Below are 17944 nucleotides of genomic sequence, written 5' to 3'. Positions count from 1 at the left end.
GTAACCCATTCCGGTGACGACGGTGGCAACACTCCGCATTCGATGTCACTCGAAAGGACTAGCGTGCGCTCCGGGCGGGCGGCGCCGAACCCGGGCGCACGGCCGAGGGCGCGGCCACGCGGGCGCACCGATCGTGGCGAGTGGTGCACGCGGAGGGTTGCTGTCGTGCTTGCCCTTGTAAGGTCGTGGTGGGTCAACGCCGTGGCGTGTCCGCACGGGCCGTGAAGCATGGGAGGGGCACGGATGGTCTTGTCGTTGCTGGTGCTGTTGGTGGTCTTGGCCGTGTTGGTCGTGCTCGTGGTGGTCGTCGCCGTGGCGGTGAGCAAGCGAGGCAGGAGCACGCAGCCGCAGGTCCCTCCCGGGGGTTGGGGTGCGGGCCCGGGCATGCCGAACCAGGCGCCGTATCCGCCCGCGCAGTACCCCGGCCAGGGCTACCCGCCCGCCCAGCAGCCGGGCCAGGGGTACCCGCCGGCGCAGCAGCCGGGCGCGCAGGCGTATCCGCCGGTCACCCCTCCCGGGCAGCCACCGCACCCCGGACCGTACGGCGCCCCACCGCAGCAACAGCCGCCCTATCAGGGGCAGTAACACCCGGAGATCGCCGAAGACCGGCCGCGGATCCTCCGCGGCCGGTCGACGTGTTGTGGGGCGTGCTGCTACAGCTGGAGCTCACTACTCCACCGCATAGAGCAACCTGTACTCGGCGCCGTTCGCCTTGAAGTGCAGACTGCGCTCACCAGGCGTATCCGTGATCCAGTGCTTCCCGAGCTTGTCATCCTCGTCCGGGCCGTCGTCCTCCCAGAGGGAGACAGCGATCCGGCCCGTGAAGTCGCAGTCGTACTTGACGGTGTACATCCGGTCGCCCAGCACCGTTCCGTTCCACACGGTGCCGCGGTCCTGGACCACCAGCCTCGGCTCATCGAAGCCGCTCCAGCCCTCAGTCGTGACGCACTTGAGCTTCTCCAGATACAGCTTGGCCATACCGTCCCCTGTGAAGGATCCTTCCCGACACTGCACAGCCTGCCGAACCTCAATAAACGATCACTAAACGAAATCGGCGGTGTGCGATCCGGGCGGGACGTACGAGACACGAGGGGACGGGCGGTGAAGACGGGGCAGGCAGCCGGGGCGCCGGCCGCCTGCGGTCCTTCTCAAGTGACGGGGTTGCTTGGGGACCCCTCGATTTCGGCCACGGCGAGCTGGAAGATGCGGTGTTGGTCCTCGGTTACCGGTACGTCCGACGTCCCGGCCTGCTCAGCGGCCTCCACCCACTCGCGAAGGATCACCTCGATGATGTCCGGCAAACCTGTGCCCAACAGCATCTCGATCAACTGCCAGGCGTGATCCGTGTGGGGAAACTTCGCCGCCCGGTAATGCGCTCTGGCTTCCAGCCATATCTTCCGTGCCGCCTCCGGTCCGTCATTATGGGCCGCGTCGTGCAGCAGACGGCACCAGCCGGCACCGATGCGGTCGGAACAACCGCTGAACTCACTCTCCCAGGGGCTGACTTCCGCGACCTCACGGAACAACGCAAGGGCCGCGGCGCGCTCGCCGGCCGAGTAAAGGTCGTGCGCCTGCCCCAACTTCGCGTTCAGCCGCCCCCACGGCGTCGCCCCGTGCTTGGTCACATAGGCGTGCATTTCCGCCTCGTATTCCCTGAATTCTGCTGCGCGGTTCCGCAGGTCTTCGCAGTACCACCACAGCTCGGAAGTCTCCTCCTCGGCGACGCCGTTGGCTTCGGCCGCCCGTAGCAGCTCGGCGGCCCGTTCGATGTCCTCGTGCATGTCGTCCGGGTCCATGAAGTCTTCATAGGAGGCCAGGAGGCCGTATGCCCCGGTGAGCGCCACGGCACCGCGCACGTCCTCGTCCACCCCGCCGGACGCCAGATATGCGTCCACGGATGACGCGACGTGGGACCAGGCCGTCTCGTCGGTCAGCTCGCCGGCAGCGGTGAAAAGCGCCCTGAATTCCGGCGGTAGCTTCCCGGAGATGATGAATGTGGTGACGCTGGCGGGCACTGGCGGCAGGTCCATGCTTCTTCCTCAATGCGATCGATCAACTACCTGCCAGTTTCCACCACTTGGAGGTTGAGGCAAGCGGGGAAGAGGGAGAGGCGCATCGTTGTCCGGCCGTGAGAGGGCGTTCGGACGAGCCGGGGCGGCGCTCGGAACGGCCCCGGCTCGGACGTAGGGAGCTGTCCACGCTCACGCGCGTAGGCGGGACCGCGCACATTTACCCGTACGCGCAGTGCGGCAGCCGTGGCTCAAGGCAGCAGCGTGTCGAGGAAGGCGTTGGAGAACACCCGTGCCGGATCGTAGGAGTTCAGTGTGTTCTGGGCCGTGCGCCAGTCATTGAACGCGGCCGGCACCGTGTTGCCCAGCGTGGCAGGGTCCGTCCATGGACCGCTGTCCGTGTAGGCCCAGCCCTTGGACCACTCCGGACGTACGGTCGCGTAGGAGCCGGTGTAGTTCTGCCAGATCCATTGCTCCATTTCGCGGAAGAAGGGGGCCGCGCCGGGAGTGCCGGGGTAGGTGGCGAAGTCGAGCCACACCACGGTGTCCCATTCAGGATGGTCGGGACGGGCGAGGGCCGGCGAGAGGAGCGGGCCGTCGTGCGGGTCGGTGCCGGTGATGCGCAGCTCGATCGGGCCGTTGACGGGGTAGGAGCCACGGCTCTGGTGCGCTGCCAGCACGCTCTTGTAGTGACCGTAGAAGTCGCTCACCACTCGCTGCACGTTCGCCCGGGAGGTCAGTACCGCCCAGCCGGCTTCGACGATGCGCAACGTCGTGGGTTCGACGTACAGCAGGCTGTTCTTCGACCAGCCCCAGACGTCCCACGTGCCGGTGACGATCAGCCCGGAGCCGACGATGGACATGGCGAGCTTGGTGAAGTCGGGCGTCTTGTCGCCCCCGCCGGCGGCGATCTCGCCGAGCAACTTCGACATGTCCTCGGTGACACGGTTGGCGAAGGAGTAGGGATAGGGCGCGTCGAGCTGTTTGGCCAGCCAGGGTTTGGCCGGTGCCACACTCCACACCTTCAGCCACGGCACGTCGGTGAACGGGAACCAGATCGCCTCGACGCGTCCGGCGCCCTCCAGATAGGAGCTGATCGTCCGGCCGCCCGTGCCCGGGGGACCGAAGACCGTGGCGACATTGACGTCGTACCAATTGCGGCAGCGCAGACGGGTGTTGGCCGCGGCGGTCATGGTCACTTCGGTGAGGAAGGCGCGGCCCAGGTGGACGAGGAAGGCACGGATATCGGGGTCGGAGCGGGTGAAGGTCCTGAGCGTGTAGCGGCCTTCCGCCGCGTTCCACACCACGGCCGTGAGAGAGGTGACCAGCGAGCTCAGGGTGCCGAAGCCGGAGCCGGCGGGTGGGTGTTCGCCCGCTGTGGGTAGTCCGGTGCCGTGGCCACCGATGGCGAGCACCCCGCCGATGGTGAGGTCGCCCGGCGCAGTGGTCGCGGCGAGGCCGAGCCCCGCCTCCTCCAGGCGGGCGAGGATGGTGTCGAGGGTCGCCCCGGCCTGCGCGGTGACGCTCCCGGGGTTGCCGCCGCGGACGCTGACCGCGGTGAGGTGGGAGGTGGTGTCGACGATGAGGGTGCGGGAGGCGTCGGCGCCGGCGGGTACCACCAGCGGCGACCAGGTGTGGCCCTTGCCCCGGGCGCGAAGACGGTAACCCTGCTCGTGGGCCCAGTTGGCGAGGGTCACCACGTCGTCGGGGGTACGGGCCGAAGCGGTCCAGACATTCTCGACGACGATCTCCAACGACCAGTTGCGGAAGGCCTGTTGGGAGAGGGAGATCCCGGCGGGGAAGCCGGGCGGTGGGGTGAGGGTGGCCGCGGCGCTGCCCGCGGGGATGCGATGCGAGGGCTGTAGACCGGCTGCCGCGGCCAGCCCGGCAGCGGCGGTCGCGGTCAGGAGTGTGCGGCGGGTGAGGGAAGTTCTTCGAGCGCTGTCATCCGACATGGCTGTCCCTCCGGCACGCGGCGCGCCGCCCCGCTGCACCGCGCACGGGATCGTAGGGATGAGACCGTACGAGCGCCCCGGTGCGGTGGGGGTGCGGGGAGTGTAAGGTGACGGGCCGTCAGACGCAATGGCCGTGCCATGTCGTGCCTGCGATGCCGTGCCGTGCCGTGATCGGCGGGTGCGCTGCCGTGCCATGTCGTGACCGTCGAGGGCGCGCTGCCGTGGGGCGGCAGTCCGTCAGCTTCGTACCGCCCCCGTCACCAGCCAGGCCTTGCCGTGGGCGCGCCAGGCGAGGGTGGCGAGGCGGGCGAGCATCCATAGCCCGATCGCGAGCCACAGGGCCACGAGTCCGCCGCCCGCCAGGTGGACCGCGCCGGCCGCCGGGAGGAAGACGAGGGTGGTCAGGACGCCGGCCACGGCGAGGAAGCGCATGTCGCCGGCACCGATCAGTACCCCGTCGAGGACGAACACGGGTCCTGCCACGACTTGGAGGACGGCCACCACGACGAGCGCGCTCAGCAGGAGGGACCGCACGTGCGGCGCCATGCCGAACAGCGCGGGCAGCCAGGGGCGGACGGCCAGGAGCAGGAGGCCGAGGCCGGTGCCGGCGACGAGGCCCCACTGGGTCATCCGCCAGGTCGCCGCACGGGCCGCGGGCGCGTCGCCGGCGCCCAGACAGCGGCCGGTGATCGCCTGCCCCGCGATGGCGATGGCGTCGAGGGCCAGTGCGAGGAACCACCACACCTGGAAAGCCACTTGGTAGGCGGCGATCTCGTCGTCGCCCATCGCCGTGGCGACGACCGTACCGGCGACCAGGACGACGCGCAGGGTGAGCGTACGGACGACCAGGTTCACCCCGGCCGTCGCGGCGGCCCGGAGCCCCGCCAGATCGGGGCGCAGCGGGGCCCCGTGGCGGTGCGCGGCGCGCAGCACCGTGGCCACGTAGACGGCGCCGCCGGCGGTCTGGGCGGCCACGGTGCCCCAGGCGGAGCCGGCGATGCCCCAGTGGAGGCCGTAGACGAAGGCGGCGTTGAGCGCGGCGTTGCCCGCGAAGGTGGCGACGGACACGGCCAGGGGCGTGCGGGTGTCCTGCAGTCCGCGCAGTACGCCGGTGCTGGCCAGGGCCACGAGCATGCCGGGTACGCCGAAGAGGCTGATGCGCAGGTATGTCTCGGCGTGCGGGGTGACGGCCGCGGAGGCGCCGAAGGCGTCGACGATGGCGGGCGCCAGTGGCCAGCCCGCGAGGATGACCAGCAGGCCGATGCCGACGGCCAGCCAGATGCCGTCGAGGCCCTGGCGGATGGCCTGGTCGAGTCGGCCGGCGCCGACCAGTCGGGCCACGGCGGCGGTGGTGCCGTAGGCCAGGAAGATGCAGATGTTCACCAGGGTGCCGATCGCCTGCCCGGCGACACCGAGGCCGCCGAGGGGAGCGGTGCCCAGGTGGCCGACGATGGCGGAGTCGGTGAGGAGAAAGAGGGGTTCGGCCACGAGTGCGCCGAACGCCGGCAGGGCAAGGCGCCAGATCTCCCGGTCGTGGGCGCGCGCGGAGATCCTCTCGGAGGCGGGGGTGGGGGCCTGGTCGGGTGATGCGGTCATCCGTGCTCCGGGGTGTCGGGCCGGTCGGGGGCCGTGTCGGGGCGGCGGTCCAGTGCGTCCGCGAGGGTGCGCAGGAGGTCGGCGCGGGCCGGTCGGTGCGAGAACGGGAAGAAGTGGCCGCCGGGTACGCGGTGGGCGGTGAAGCGGCCGCGGGTGCAGGCCCCCCAGGCCTGGACCGATGCCCAGGCCACCACGGTGTCGTCCGCGCCGGCGAAAGCGGTGACCGGGCAGTTGAGGCGGCTTCCGGGGCGGTGCCGGTAGGTGTCGGTGAGGGCGAAGTCGGCCCGTACGGCGGGCAGGAGGAGCTGTAGCAGTTCGTCGCTGTCGAGGACGGGGGCCGGGGTGCCACCGAGGGCGCGTAGTCGGGCCTTGAGTTCTGCGTCGGTGGGCTCGCGCCCCGGTGGTGATCCGGTCCGCCCGGCCGCGGCGCGGGCGGCTATGGGGAAGAGGTGGCTCACGGGCGTGCCCTCGCGTTCCAGGCGGAGGGCGAGTTCGAAGGCGAGGACGGCGCCGAAGCTGTGGCCGAGCAGGGCCAGGGGTCGTGCGGTGTGAGGCCGGACGGCGTCCATGAGGTCGGCAAGGAGGGCGTCGAGGTCGGTGTGGGGTTCCTCGTCGGTGCGCAGGCCGTGGCCGGGTGGTTCGTAGGCGAAGGTTTCGATCGTGGCGGGCAGGTCCTCCTCCCAGCCGGTGAACAGGCCGGCCGAGGCGCCGGCACCGGGCAGGCACACCAGGGCCGTGGCCCCGGCGTGCCGGGTGTGCCTGGCGCCCGGCGGCGAAGGCGGCGGCAGACGGGAAAGTGGGGGGGAGGGGAGGATCGTCACCACGAGGCGGGCACCTCCCCGCGCCCGGTGTCCTGCCCGGTGGTGCCGTAGCGCTCCCGTAGCTCACCGGCGAGGCCGGGCAGCAGGGGCGCGGCCCAGGTGGCGAGGGCCCGCAGGCCGTGCAGGGCGAGGGCGGGGTCGGTGGTGGCGCGGCCGGCGAGCAGGGCCAGCAGGTGCGCGGTGGTCTCGGCGGCCTGGCGGAGGCTGAAGGTCTCCAGGGCGTAGGCGCGTTGCATGCGGTCGCGGTAGCGGCCGAGGACCTCGGTGGTGGCCGGGTCGGGTGGGGCGGGCCGGTCGTAGGCGGTCAGGGCGGTGTGCAGGGCGGCGAGGGGGCGGTGCAGCCGGGTGTCGAGGGTGGTGAGGAAGTCCTTCTCCGAGAAGTCGGAGGGCTGGTGTTCGGGGTTGGCCAGGGCGAGGTGGAAGCGGACGGCGTCGGCGCCGTGCTTGGTGACGAGGTCGCGGGCCCAGATGAGGTGGCCCCGGCTGGTGGAGAACTTGGCGCCCTCCAGGTGGAGGAACTCGTTGGTGAGGATCGCGGCCGGTTCGGTCAGGCCGCCGTGGGCGAAGCCCAGGCCGAGGTGGGCGAAGGCGAAGTAGAAGGTGTTGTCGTAGCCGAGGAACTGCACCACTTCGTATCCGGAGTCGCGGGCCCAGACATCCGGTGCCGGCCGGCCCGGGGCGAGTTCGGCGCGGGCGGTGGCGGCCATGTGGGTCAGGCCGGGCAGCATTTCGGCCCAGACGTTGAGGACCTGGCCGGGGAAGCCGTCGACCGGGACGGGGATGCCCCAGTCGGCGGGGTAGCTCACGGGGAAGTCGGGCAGCGGCCGGGCCAGCATCTCCCCGACGAAACGCAACACGTGCGGCCGCATGGTGGCCCGGCGCCGGGTGTAGTAGGCCTCGAACCGGTCCCGGTAGTCCTCCAGGGGCAGGACGAGGATGTCGGCCTGGCGGGGCTCGGTGGCGGTCTGCTCGGCGGCGCCGCTGGGTGTCTGGTACAGCAGGGTGGCGGGCTCGTTGGGATGGCCGCAGGTCTCGCAGATCGCGCCGCAGGTCTCGGCCAGGCATTCGGGGCAGTGCCCGGCGGCGAACCCTTCGAGGAGGTGGTGCCCACTTGCCGGGTCGTAGGGGAAGGTCCAGGTGCGCCGGGCGAGGCGGCCGGCCCGGTGGAGTTGGGCGAAGAAGTCGCGGACATGGGCGTGGTGGGCCTGGTCGGGGGTGGTGAAGGCGTCGACGGCGATGTCGGCGAGGCGGAGGGTTTCACGGATGTCGCGGTTGCAGCGTGCGGCGAGTTCGGTGGGTTCGACGCCCAGTCGCCGCGCCGTGGTGACCACGTAGCTCTGGTGGTCGTCGCCGCCGGTGACGTACAGGGCGGTGTGGCCCAGCATGCGCTGGGCCCGGCAGAAGACGTCGGCGGCGAGGTAAGGGCCCGAGAGGTGGCCGAGGTGCAGGTCGCCGTTGGTGGTCGGGGGCGTGGCGGTGACGAGGAAGGAGCGGGGACGCTCCGTGCGTTCGGCGGTCATCGGGCCGCCCCGAAGGGGCCCATGGACCATACGGACACCATCTCCAGTTCCTCCTCGGGGGAGGTGTTCTCGAAGTGGTGGGTCCTGTTGGAGTCGACGACGAAGGCGTCGCCGGGGCCGATGGCCGTGCTCTCACCGTCGAGGTGGAGCAGGCCGGTGCCGCGGATGACGTAGAAGTGCTCGTGGTCGGCATGGGAATGGGGCGTGGTGGTGGCGGCGGGGGCGACGGTGCACACGCCCATGCCGGCCTCGGACGGGCCCGTCGAGCCCCAGGGCAGGATCCGGCGGAAGTCGCAGCCGTACTCCTGTGTCGTCGCGGCGTCGGCCCGCCGCTGAATGGGGGTGCTGCTCACGCGTCGGCTCCTTCGAGGGCGTCGGAGAGGGGAAGTTGTCTGGGGCCGGCCGGATCCGGGCGGGGGCCGAAGACGGAGTCGAGGATGCGGGCGGACCGGTGGGCGAGGACGGACAGCAGGGTGCTGCTCAGGCCGTGGGAGTGTTCGGCGGCGCCGTGCAGGAAGATGCGGGGCCGGCAGTTGGCGGTCGTTTCCACGGAGTAGTCACGCCGGATGCGCAGGGTGCCGTCGGGGGCGCGCAGGAGCAGGGGTTCGAGGCCGGTCAGCAGGTCACCGGCCTCGCGGAAGTCGTAGCCGGTGGCCAGGACGACGGCGTCGAACCGGCTGGTGAGGGCCTCCCCGCTGGAGGGGGCGCGCAGGGTGACGAGGGCGGTCGGGCCGTCGGCCCGGCAGGCCGCCAGTTCCGTGAACCGGCACAGGCGCAGCCGGTCCTCGCCGCGGACGCGCTGGTCGTAGAGGAGCTCGGCGATGGCGCGGATGTCCTCGTCGTCGACGGCCGCATAGTTGGTGGTGCGCAGCTCGGCCAGGATGGTGTGGCGGCGGGTGGCGTCGGCGGCGTGGAAGAGGTCGACGGATGCCGGGTCGAAGATCTCGTTGGCCAGCGGGCTGCTGTTGGCGGGGACGAGGGCGAAGCCGCGGTGGGCCAGGGTGATGTCGGCGTAGGGGAATTCGCGGGCCAGGTAGCGGAAGACCTCGGCGGCGCTCTGGCCGGCCCCGACGACGAGGAAGCGGTGGGGCAGGTCGCTGCCGCGCTGGTGGAAGCGGTCGATGCTGGGCAGGAAAGTGCTGCTGTGGAAGGTGACACCGCTGTCGAGGGCGTCGCGCTCGACCCCGGCCGGAACGACGGGCCGGCCGCCGGGTGCCAGGGACACGTGGTCGGCGGCGATGGTGTGCTTGTCCCCGGTGATGTCGCGGTGGTCGACCTCCAGGTGGGTGACGCCGCCGTCGGCACCGGTGACCGGCCGGACCCCTTCCACGAGGTAGCCGTAGGAGACGTGGTGGGCGAGCCGGTCCGCGGCCCAGCCGAAGTAGTCGGCGTATTCGCGTCGGGTGGGGTGCAGCGTTCCGAGGTTGAGGAACTGTTCGAGCCGCCCCTTGCCGACCAGGTAGTTGGTGAAGGAGAACGGGCTGGTGGGGTCCTGGGGGCTGACGAGGTCCTTGAGGAAGGCGATCTGCATCCGGGTGCCGTCCAGGAGCATGTCGGGATGCCAGCTGAAGGCGGGCCGGGCTTCCAGGCAGTGCAGGCGGGCCCGTACGGACGAGGCGCGGGTGGAGTCGCACACGGCGGCGAGCGACAGGTGGGACGGGCCGAAGCCCACGCCGAGCAGACCGTAGTGCGGGTACTGCCGCGAGGAGGTGCCGGTCACGCGGATCGGCCCTCCTCGTCGGCGCGGAAGGAGGCGAGGTGATGGACGGTGCCCTTGCGGCTGAACAGGTCGCGCAGCGCGAAGGAGAACCCCTGTGCGCGGGCGAGCGAGCTGACCTTGAGCGCCGCCAGGGAGCTGCCGCCCAGTTCCAGGAACGGGGTGTGCACATCCACCGCGTCGCTGCCGGTGCGCAGCACGGTGGCCCAGATACCGGCCAGGGCCACCTCGTTCGGGGTGCCGGGCGGGGCGGTGGGCCCGCCGGGTAGGGACTGTGGGGCCGTGGCTGCGGGTGCTGTCTCTTGGGCGGGGCGGGGCGGCAGGCAGCCGGCGACGCGGTCGAGGAGTTTGCCCAGGGGTTCGCCACCGCCGTCGGCGATGGCCTCCAGAACGTCGCGGAAGGCGCCCATGACGCGGTCGACGGTCTCCCGGTCGAAGTGGGCGAGGTCGTACTCGGCCTGGAAGGTCAGTTCGCCCTCGGCCATCACCCCTATGGTGAAGGGGTAGTTGGTCCAGCCGAGATTGCGCTCGTGCCGTACGGAGATGCCGTCGCGGCCGGCCCACCCGATGCCGTGCGGGATGTTCTCGAAGATCAGCAGCGATTCGAAGAGGGGGCGGCCGCTGGGGACGTCGGGGTGTTCCTGGATCAGCGGCAGCGGGTAGTGCTCGTGGGCCCGGGCGGTGACCTGGGTGCGCTGGACATCGTGGAGCCAGCCGGCCACGGGCCGCGCCGGGTCGAGGATGAGCCGCATCGGCAGGATGTTGACGAAGATGCCGGCCATGTCCTCGATGTGGGACAGGCCCACGGGCCGGTGGGTGATGGTCATTCCGAAGCACACGTCGTGCTGTGCGCTGAGCCCGGCGATCACCGTCGCCCAGGCGCCCTGGATCAGGGAGTTGAGGGTGAGCCGGTGGGCCCGTGCGTAGGCGGTCAGCCTGTCGGTCAGGTCCGTGCCGACGGGGTAGGCGGCGCCCGCGTGCATCTCCTGGGGGCTGGCGGACAGGCCGGGCCGGGCCGTACGGCCGATCGTGGTCGGCCCCTCGAAGCCCGCGAGGTGCCCGGTCCAGTAGTCCCGTGAGGCACGGCTGTCCTGGGCGCGCACGAAGGCGACGTAGTCGCTGAAGGGGCGGGTGGCCGGCAGATGGGGCGGGGCGCCGCGACGGCGGGCGTGGTAGACCTCCAGGGAGTCGCGCAGCAGCAGGAAGAGCGACCAGACATCCAGGATGAGGTGGTGGTAGCTCATGACGAGCCGGTGCCGGTCGGCGCCGGTGCGGATGACGGCCAGCCGGAAAAGCGGAGCCTGTTCGTAGACGAAGCCGCGACGCCGGTCCTCGGCGAGGTGAACGTCCAAGAGGCCGCGTTGCCGCCCCTCCGGCATGCTCGACCAGTCGAGAACGGTCCACTCCAGCGCGGCCTGCCGCTGGACGACCTGCAAGGGTTCCGCCAAACCCTGCACCGCGAGCCACGACCGCAGGATCTCGTGCCGGCCGACGACCTCCTGCCAGGCCCGGTGATAGGCGTCGAGGTCGAGCTCGCCTTCGAGGGTGTAGAGGAACTGCTCGACGTAGACGCCCGAGTCGGGGTCGAGCAACGAGTGGAAGAGCATGCCCTTCTGCATCTCGGTGACGGGGTGCACCGTGGCGATGCCGTCGGGCTCGGCGGCGATCCGCCGTACGACCTCCAGGCCCTCCTCGGCCACCGCGAAGGGCGCGGCGACGAATGCGCCGTCGACGTCGCCGCTGTCACGGCGCCGTTCCTCGACGACCGAAGCGGTCTCCGCGATCGTAGGCGTGGCGAAGAACTGGGTGGAGCTCAGCCCCAGTCCCTGCGTATTGGCCTTCGCGCTGATGAGGAAGCCTTGGATGGAGTCGCCGCCGAGCGCGAGGAAGTCGTCGTGGATGCCGACCCGCGGCAGCGAGAGCACCTCCTCCCACAGCCCGCACAGGTACCGTTCGAGCTCGTTGCGCGGCGGGTGGTACTCCTCCGCCAGTTCCAGCGGGACCCCGTCCTGGCCGGCCAGCGCCCGGCGGTCCACCTTGCCGTTGTGCGTGAGCGGGATGGCGTCGACGACCGTGAACGCGGCAGGGATCATGTAGTCGGGCAGCAGTCCCGCGAGGCGGGCGCGGATGTCGGCCGCGGTCGGCGGTGTCCCGTCGCAGGTGAGGTAAGCGACCAGGCGCTGGTGGCCGCCCGCGCCCCGGCGACCCACGGCAACGGCCCCGGCCACACCGGGGACCTCGCGTAATCGGGCCTCCACTTCGCCCAGCTCCACCCGGTAGCCGGCAATCTTGACCTGGTCGTCCAGGCGGCCGAGGAGCTCCAGACGCCCGTCGGCCGCCAGTCGGCCCAGGTCACCGGTGCGGAACAGCCGGCCGTGCGGGCTGTCGGTGAACTTCGCCCGGGTCAGCTCGGACAAGCGGTCGTAACCCTCGGCCACACCAATGCCCGTGAGGCACAGTTCCCCGGTCTCGCCGTCGGGGACCGGGCGCAGGTCCTCGTCCAGGATCAGCGGGGTGAGCTCGGCCGGCCTTCCGACCGGCACAAAACCGTCGTACGTGACGCCGGGCCGGCATTCCCAATAACCGGCATACAACGCTTCGGTCAGGCCGTAGACGTTGAACAGCCGGGCCGGCAGACCGACGGAGAAGAACGCCTCCGGCAGCGCTCCGGGCATCGCATCACTGCTGCAGAAGACGTACTTCAACGAGGAGAGGGACGCGAAGCGGGGGTTGTCCAGCATGCCGGAGAGCAGCGCCGGCACCACCATCAGCGTCGTCACCCGGCCCGCGTCGAGCCATTCGACGAGCCGGTCCGGATCCTTGTGCTCACCGGGCGGTACGACCACCGCGGTGCCACCGGAGAGCATGGGCCAGAAGACCTCCCGCACCAGGTTGGTGATGCTGAGGGTGGTCCGCAGCAGATGCCGGTCACCGCGCTCCAGGGGGAACGTCCGCTGCAGCCACTGCTGTCCGCTGAGCAGGGCGCGGTGGGTGAGCATGACGCCCTTGGGCACGCCCGTGGAGCCGGAGGTGTAGAAGATGAACGCGAGGGCGTCGTCGGCCAGTTGCACGGGTGCGGCGAGCGGTGCCGCGGCCTCGTGCAGCAGGTCCTCGACGGCGACGGCACGCACACCGGACGGCCAGGGCGCACCGATCAGGGCGCGTTCGGTGAGCACGACGCCGGCCCGGGAGAACTCCAGGATCGTCCGGCGCCGTTCGGCCGGATCCTCCGGGTCGACGGGCACACAGACCGCGCCGGCGCGCAGCAGACCGAACAGGGCCGGCCACAACTGCAGGGACCGCGTCAGATGCAGGCCCACGCGGTCACCGGGCCGCACGCCCAACAACGCCAATCCGGCCGCGACCCGGTCGGCACCGGTCTCGGCCTGCCCGAAGGTCAGGGTGTCCGCGGACCGGGTTTCCTCGCCGAGGAGCGCGGCGATCCCTTCCCCGTCCGTCCGTGCCTGAGTGGTCAGCAGATCGTGCAGAAACGGCATGGAGAAACCACCGATCTCCGCCAGTCGCGGAAAGGTCTGAGTGGGACTGCGCTGCACACGTGAGGGACTGCACTGCATACGTGAGGGACTGCGCTGGACGCGTGATGAAGTGTGGGGACGGCGCCATGGTCCAGTGCCACAGGCATGTTTAATTGACCCGCAAGAAACGCGGAAGGGCAGGAATCGGACGTCTGCCTGCCCACCGACCCCAGGCAGCATCCGCCCCGCGCCCGGGCGGACCCCACGAGCTTGAACACCCTCGAAAACCCTTGAACCCCATGGCCAGCGCGGCAGTGCGGGAGCCAGGGCCACCGCCGACCTCCACCACCGTCCCCAGCCCAACGGTAGGGAAGGCCGACGACTCCATGGGGACCGTGGTGCGCAAGGGGACCCAGAGCACGGCTGGAACATTCCACAACGCCATCAACTGGCCCTGACCATCGGTGATTTCCTTGCCGGCCCGGGGGAGCCTCGCGCCGTGGACCTGGGCGAACGTGGTGAACGCTGCCTGGGCGCGGCCGCGGCCCTCGGTGTGGCAGCTCTCCGGCGATGGCCTCCTTCCCGCTCGACTGCGCCGACTTCGGCGCGGAAGCAGAGACATTGGCCGTTTTGTGCACACAACCCTTCGTCCGCAGGTCTCGCCACGGCGGGCAGGCCGCTGACGTTCCGCCGGCCCTGGCTATTTCTCCGGGCGAATCCAGGTCCGGGCAAGTTCCGCGACCCAGGCGGCCGCCGCATCCGGACCGGGCGGCGGCGCACCGACCACGACGAGTTCGGTGACCCCCGCCGCACTGAGCGCCGGCAGGTGCTCGGGAACGCCGTCGCTCAGTGCCACGGCGACCGTCAGGTCCTCCCTAGCGCGACCATGGCGGGCGCATTCCTCGGCAAGAACGGCGACGCGCCCAGGCACATCGGCCGCCGCAACGTTGAAGCCGTACCAGCCGTCGGCGAGCGTGGCCGCGCGGCGCAGGGCGGCATCGCTGTTGCCGCCGACCACGACCGGGAGCCGGCCGCCGCGCACCGGCTTGGGGTTGACCCGGATCGCCTCGAAGCGCGTGAACTCCCCTGCGAAGGACGCCGGATCCTCCGCCCACAGGACGCGCATCGCGGCGAGGTACTCCTCGGTGCGCCGCCCACGCCTGGCGAAGGGGACCCCCAGCGCCGCGAATTCCTCGGCCGACCAGCCGACGCCCACCCCGAGGCTGAACCGCCCCGCGCTGAGCACGTCGAGTGTGGCGGCCTGTTTGGCGACCAGGACCGGGTTGTGCTCAGGCAGCAGCAGTATCCCCGAGGCGAGCTCGATCCGGGTGGTGACCGCCGCCGCGAAGGTCAGGGCGAGCAGCGGATCCAGCCAGTCGGCGTCCGCCGGCACAGCGATCCGGCCGTCCGCGGAATAGGGGTAGCGCGAGGCGGGCGCGTCCACGAGCACCACGTGCTCACCGCACCACAGCCTCGCGAAACCGTGTGTCTCCGCGGCCGTGGCCACCGCACGGATCACCTCCGGACGGGCACCCTCGCCGATACCCAGCGCGTGCAACCCCACTCGCATCCGCCACCTCCGGGCGCCACCTTAAGTACCCAGCGCGGACGCGGCCGGGCGACATGGCTGACGTCGGTTGAAGAGGCTCGTGGAAAATCCCCGCCCCGGGGGGCTCCCTCCTCCGGTCCGTGAGGCGCTCGCCCCGCGAGACGATGAGACATGTGAGTGAGACTGTGAGCCATTCAGACGCTCATTGGATCTCCCTATGGTGGACAGCACCACACCGAATCAACAGGGAGATCCCGATGCGAGCTGTCATCCAGAACACCTTCGGCGGCCCGGAGGTCCTCAAGGTCACCGAGGTCGAACGCCCCCGCCCGCTCTCCGGAGAGGTACTCATCCGGGTCCACGCCAGCGCGGTCAACCCCGTCGACGCCGCGGTCAGATCCGGAGCCTTCCCGCTCCTGGGCGAACCGCCGTTCGGCGTCGGCTGGGACATCTCCGGTGTCGTGGAAGAGGCGGGACCCGGCGCCCGGTTCGCGGTCGGCGACGAGGTGTACGGGATGCCGTTCTTCCCCCGCGCCGCCACCGGATACGCCGAATACGTCGCCGCCCCGTCGCGGCAGGTCGCCCGCAAGCCCACCACCCTCGACCACGTACACGCCGCCGCCCTGCCGCTCGCCGCGCTCACCGCCTGGCAGGGACTGGTGGACGCGGCACACGTCAAGGAGGGCGACCGGGTGCTGATCCACCGCGCAGCCGGCGGTGTCGGCCACCTCGCCGTGCAGATCGCCAAGGCGCACGGCGCGCACGTCACCGCGCTCGCCAGTGCCGCCAGGCACGAGTTCGTGACCAACCTGGGGGCGGACGAGGTGATCGACTACCACACCACCGACTTCACCCAAGCCGTACAGGACGCGGACGTGGTCTTCGATTCCACCGCCCAAGGCGCACGTTCGCTGCGCGCACTGCGCCCGGGAGGCGTGCTGGTCAGCATCCTCGAACACGGCGACACCGACCTCGCGGCCACCGTCGCGGCGGCCGGGCGGCGCTTCGCCGGAATCTCCGTGGAGCCGGACTACGCAAGCCTGGAGGCGATCGCCGCGCTCGTGGACGCCGGCCGGATCCGCCCCCACGTCGAGCAGACCTTCCCCCTGGCCGAGGCCGGCAAGGCACACGAGCTGATCGAGTCGGGACGCGTACAGGGCAAGGTCGTACTGACGGTCTGATACCGATACCGGCCGCTCTCTCCCTGGAGGGCGGCCGTATCGTTCGTCATTCATCGTTCGACATCGAAGAAGGCGTCATCGTAGAAGGGGGAGCGGCGATGGACATCCTTACCGAAGCACTGGCCTCCATGCGCACCGGCAGCCCGGCGTCCGTCCGCACCGACGGCCGCGCACCATGGGGACTGCGGCTGCCGCCGGTCGCGGGGGCGGGATTCCACGTGGTGCTCCACGGCACCTGCTGGCTCGTCCCGCTGGACGACACCCCGCCGATCCCGCTCGCCCCCGGCGACGTGATCTTCGTACGCGACGGCCGCGGCCACATCCTCGCCGACCACCCCTCGACACCGGCCGAGGAGCCGCGCCCCGAGCAGTTCAGCGACTCCATGCCGATCGGCTCGGTCTCGCTGGGCGGCGACGGCCCGCGCACCAGCCTGCTGTGCGGCAACTACCACCTGGACCAGGGCCGTCCACACCCCCTGGTCACACGGCTGCCCGAGATCATCCACCTGCCCACGCGACACGGCCGCCACCCCGAACTCAGCGCCGCCGTCCAGCTGTTGGGCGCCGAACTGGACAACCCGCGCCTCGGCTCCGAAGGCATCGTGCCCAGCCTGATCGACTCACTGCTGCTCTACATCCTGCGTGCCTGGCTGGACGACCAACCCTCGGACACCACCCAGGGCTGGGCCGCCGCCCTGCGCGACGCCGCGGTCGCCCCCGCCCTGGCAGCCATCCACCAAACGCCCGCGACGCAGTGGACCGTCGAGTCCCTGGCCACCCGCTCCGGCCTGTCCCGCGCGGCCTTCGCCCGCCGCTTCACCACACTGGTCGGCGAGCCGCCGATGGCCTACCTGACCCGCTGGCGCATGACAACGGCCGCGCAACTGCTGCAGCAGTCCGACGCGCCACTGACGACCGTGGCGGCCCGGACCGGATACGGATCGGAATTCGCCTTCGCCAAGGCATTCAAGCGGGAATTCGGCCTCGCCCCCGGAATGTATCGACGCCAGACACGCGCCGCGTGATGCCACCTGGGTAGGGGCGAAGGAGCGCCGTTGGAGGGCCAGTTGGACCTTGGTGGGCCTTGTTGGAGCTTAATCGCCGGGCGCGGCACCGGACACGGCTCCGGCCTGGGCGCGTACCGCTGGGTCGGGGAAGCAACCACTGGTAGCAGTGGGGCCCACGCTCCTCACATCCGGGATCTCAGCACGTCGACCTCACAGCCCGGCGCGGACGGGTCGAAGCCGTGCTCGACCAGCCAGCGAACGGCCAGCAGGCTTCGCAACGACCACCACGCGCGGATCACGTCGAGGTCGACGTCGGTGCCGTAGCCGGCGATGACGTCGCTGAGGTGATCCTCGTGTCCGAGCGTGAGGGTGGCGAGGTCGTACAGGGCATCGCCCTGGCCCGCCTCGGACCAGTCGATGATGCCCGTGATGTCATTGTCGTCGATGAACACGTGCGCGATCTGCAGGTCGCCGTGCGTGAACGCCGCAGGCCACGGTCGGAGCGCGGCCTCGGCGACTTGGCGGTTGCGGGTGACCAAGTCGGCGGGCAGGAGGCCGTTCGCCACGAGCAGTTCGCACTCGCCGTCGAGGTCCACCGCCAGCTCGTCGAGGTCCCGGCCGGCCCGGCCGGGCCGGGGCGGCAGCGGCGCGTCGTGCAGCTTCCGAATGGCGGCGCCCGCCGCGGCCCACGCCGCCGGGGACGCGGTCGACGGCTCGCCGAGGCGGCCGAGCGCCTTCCCCGGGACCGCGGCGATCGCGAGCACCGGTGGCTTGCGCCACAGGACCTGCGGGGTCGGGACCGGCGCCAGAGCCATCGCCTCGACCTCGACGTCGATGCGCGTCTGATCGGCGTCCACCTTCAGGAACACGTCGCCGACGCGCAGGGTCGCGCGCTCGGAATGGGCGACGATGACCTTGACCTCATCCATGACGCCCAGTATCCCGGGGCTGACCGTCGACGTCGCCGGTTTTGATTGCGCGCGAGTGCGCGGTCCACCGCGTCCCGCTACCCGGCGGCCTAGGGGGTGTCTTCAAATGATCTCGGGTGGTGGACCATGGTCGGGTGATACGTCGCCATGAACTATCCGATGCTGAGTGGGAGTTCGTCCGACC

At 71.0% G+C, this 17944-nt stretch carries 14 protein-coding genes; 3 read left to right on the top strand and 11 right to left on the bottom strand.

Features of this window, described 5'->3' with window-relative positions:
- The first annotated feature begins 243 nt into the window (after window positions 1–243).
- A complete protein-coding gene (locus tag ACGF4C_RS07170; protein WP_393563974.1) occupies window positions 244–585 on the top strand; it encodes a hypothetical protein in 342 nt (113 codons plus the stop codon).
- An 84-nt stretch (window positions 586–669) separates the two neighbouring features.
- On the opposite strand, the gene ACGF4C_RS07165 is transcribed toward ACGF4C_RS07170, so the two are convergent.
- From ACGF4C_RS07165 to ACGF4C_RS07120, 10 genes are all read right to left on the bottom strand, one after another.
- Window positions 670–978, bottom strand: a complete 309-nt coding sequence (locus ACGF4C_RS07165) for a hypothetical protein (protein WP_393563973.1) — start codon at window positions 976–978, stop codon at window positions 670–672.
- 170 nt (window positions 979–1148) lie between these two features.
- Entirely contained in the window at window positions 1149–2030 is an 882-nt protein-coding gene (locus ACGF4C_RS07160; RefSeq protein WP_393563971.1) for a hypothetical protein, read from the bottom strand.
- Window positions 2031–2260: 230 nt separating this feature from the next.
- Window positions 2261–3964, bottom strand: a complete 1704-nt coding sequence (locus ACGF4C_RS07155; protein WP_393563969.1) for a cholesterol oxidase substrate-binding domain-containing protein — start codon at window positions 3962–3964, stop codon at window positions 2261–2263.
- 237 nt (window positions 3965–4201) lie between these two features.
- Entirely contained in the window at window positions 4202–5560 is a 1359-nt protein-coding gene (locus ACGF4C_RS07150; protein WP_393563968.1) for an MATE family efflux transporter, read from the bottom strand.
- On the bottom strand, window positions 5557–6384 hold the full coding sequence (locus ACGF4C_RS07145) for a thioesterase II family protein (protein WP_393563966.1): 828 nt from the start codon (window positions 6382–6384) through the stop codon (window positions 5557–5559). Before ACGF4C_RS07145 ends, ACGF4C_RS07150 begins: the two co-directional genes overlap by 4 nt.
- Window positions 6378–7901, bottom strand: coding sequence for a class I tRNA ligase family protein (locus ACGF4C_RS07140; RefSeq protein ID WP_393563964.1), 1524 nt, complete (start codon window positions 7899–7901; stop codon window positions 6378–6380). The genes ACGF4C_RS07145 and ACGF4C_RS07140 overlap by 7 nt, the downstream gene beginning before the upstream one ends.
- The gene (locus tag ACGF4C_RS07135; RefSeq protein WP_393563963.1) at window positions 7898–8254 is read right to left on the bottom strand and encodes a cupin domain-containing protein; all 357 of its coding nucleotides are present in this window, start codon (window positions 8252–8254) and stop codon (window positions 7898–7900) included. Before ACGF4C_RS07135 ends, ACGF4C_RS07140 begins: the two co-directional genes overlap by 4 nt.
- Window positions 8251–9621 carry a lysine N(6)-hydroxylase/L-ornithine N(5)-oxygenase family protein gene (locus tag ACGF4C_RS07130; protein WP_393563961.1) on the bottom strand — a complete coding sequence of 457 codons (1371 nt, stop codon included), beginning with the start codon at window positions 9619–9621 and terminating at the stop codon, window positions 8251–8253. The genes ACGF4C_RS07135 and ACGF4C_RS07130 overlap by 4 nt, the downstream gene beginning before the upstream one ends.
- Entirely contained in the window at window positions 9618–13115 is a 3498-nt protein-coding gene (locus tag ACGF4C_RS07125) for an amino acid adenylation domain-containing protein (RefSeq protein ID WP_393563960.1), read from the bottom strand. The genes ACGF4C_RS07130 and ACGF4C_RS07125 overlap by 4 nt, the downstream gene beginning before the upstream one ends.
- Window positions 13116–13794: 679 nt before the next feature.
- Entirely contained in the window at window positions 13795–14664 is an 870-nt protein-coding gene (locus ACGF4C_RS07120) for an LLM class F420-dependent oxidoreductase (RefSeq protein WP_393563958.1), read from the bottom strand.
- A gap of 236 nt (window positions 14665–14900) precedes the next feature.
- On the opposite strand from ACGF4C_RS07120, the gene ACGF4C_RS07115 reads away from it, so the two are divergent.
- Window positions 14901–15824 (top strand): NADP-dependent oxidoreductase, encoded by a 924-nt coding sequence (locus ACGF4C_RS07115; RefSeq protein WP_393563956.1) that lies wholly within the window; start codon window positions 14901–14903, stop codon window positions 15822–15824.
- A gap of 98 nt (window positions 15825–15922) precedes the next feature.
- A complete protein-coding gene (locus ACGF4C_RS07110) occupies window positions 15923–16849 on the top strand; it encodes an AraC family transcriptional regulator (protein ID WP_393563954.1) in 927 nt (308 codons plus the stop codon).
- A 164-nt stretch (window positions 16850–17013) separates the two neighbouring features.
- Here the strand turns inward: ACGF4C_RS07110 and ACGF4C_RS07105 are convergent, their stop codons facing one another.
- The gene (locus ACGF4C_RS07105; RefSeq protein WP_393563952.1) at window positions 17014–17760 is read right to left on the bottom strand and encodes a phosphotransferase family protein; all 747 of its coding nucleotides are present in this window, start codon (window positions 17758–17760) and stop codon (window positions 17014–17016) included.
- Window positions 17761–17944: the final 184 nt, after the last annotated feature.

Origin of the sequence: Streptomyces sp. NPDC048197 (assembly GCF_043202395.1) — a bacterium.
In the GTDB taxonomy this organism is placed as follows: Bacteria; Actinomycetota; Actinomycetes; order Streptomycetales; family Streptomycetaceae; genus Streptomyces; species Streptomyces siderophoricus.
The sequence above is the reverse complement of the archived record's forward strand: the minus strand, read 5'-3'. Positions and strand labels throughout refer to the sequence as shown.

Bases quoted from the DNA above. Each gene is read 5' to 3' on its own strand.
- ACGF4C_RS07150 (WP_393563968.1), bottom strand. From the start codon at position 5,560: ATGACCGCATCACCCGACCAGGCCCCCACCCCCGCCTCCGAGAGGATC.
- ACGF4C_RS07140 (WP_393563964.1), bottom strand. From the start codon at position 7,901: ATGACCGCCGAACGCACGGAGCGTCCCCGCTCCTTCCTCGTCACCGCC.
- ACGF4C_RS07160 (WP_393563971.1), bottom strand. From the start codon at position 2,030: ATGGACCTGCCGCCAGTGCCCGCCAGCGTCACCACATTCATCATCTCC.
- ACGF4C_RS07165 (WP_393563973.1), bottom strand. From the start codon at position 978: ATGGCCAAGCTGTATCTGGAGAAGCTCAAGTGCGTCACGACTGAGGGC.
- ACGF4C_RS07125 (WP_393563960.1), bottom strand. From the start codon at position 13,115: ATGCCGTTTCTGCACGATCTGCTGACCACTCAGGCACGGACGGACGGG.
- ACGF4C_RS07170 (WP_393563974.1), top strand. From the start codon at position 244: ATGGTCTTGTCGTTGCTGGTGCTGTTGGTGGTCTTGGCCGTGTTGGTC.
- ACGF4C_RS07120 (WP_393563958.1), bottom strand. From the start codon at position 14,664: ATGCGAGTGGGGTTGCACGCGCTGGGTATCGGCGAGGGTGCCCGTCCG.
- ACGF4C_RS07110 (WP_393563954.1), top strand. From the start codon at position 15,923: ATGGACATCCTTACCGAAGCACTGGCCTCCATGCGCACCGGCAGCCCG.
- ACGF4C_RS07155 (WP_393563969.1), bottom strand. From the start codon at position 3,964: ATGTCGGATGACAGCGCTCGAAGAACTTCCCTCACCCGCCGCACACTC.
- ACGF4C_RS07105 (WP_393563952.1), bottom strand. From the start codon at position 17,760: ATGGATGAGGTCAAGGTCATCGTCGCCCATTCCGAGCGCGCGACCCTG.
- ACGF4C_RS07115 (WP_393563956.1), top strand. From the start codon at position 14,901: ATGCGAGCTGTCATCCAGAACACCTTCGGCGGCCCGGAGGTCCTCAAG.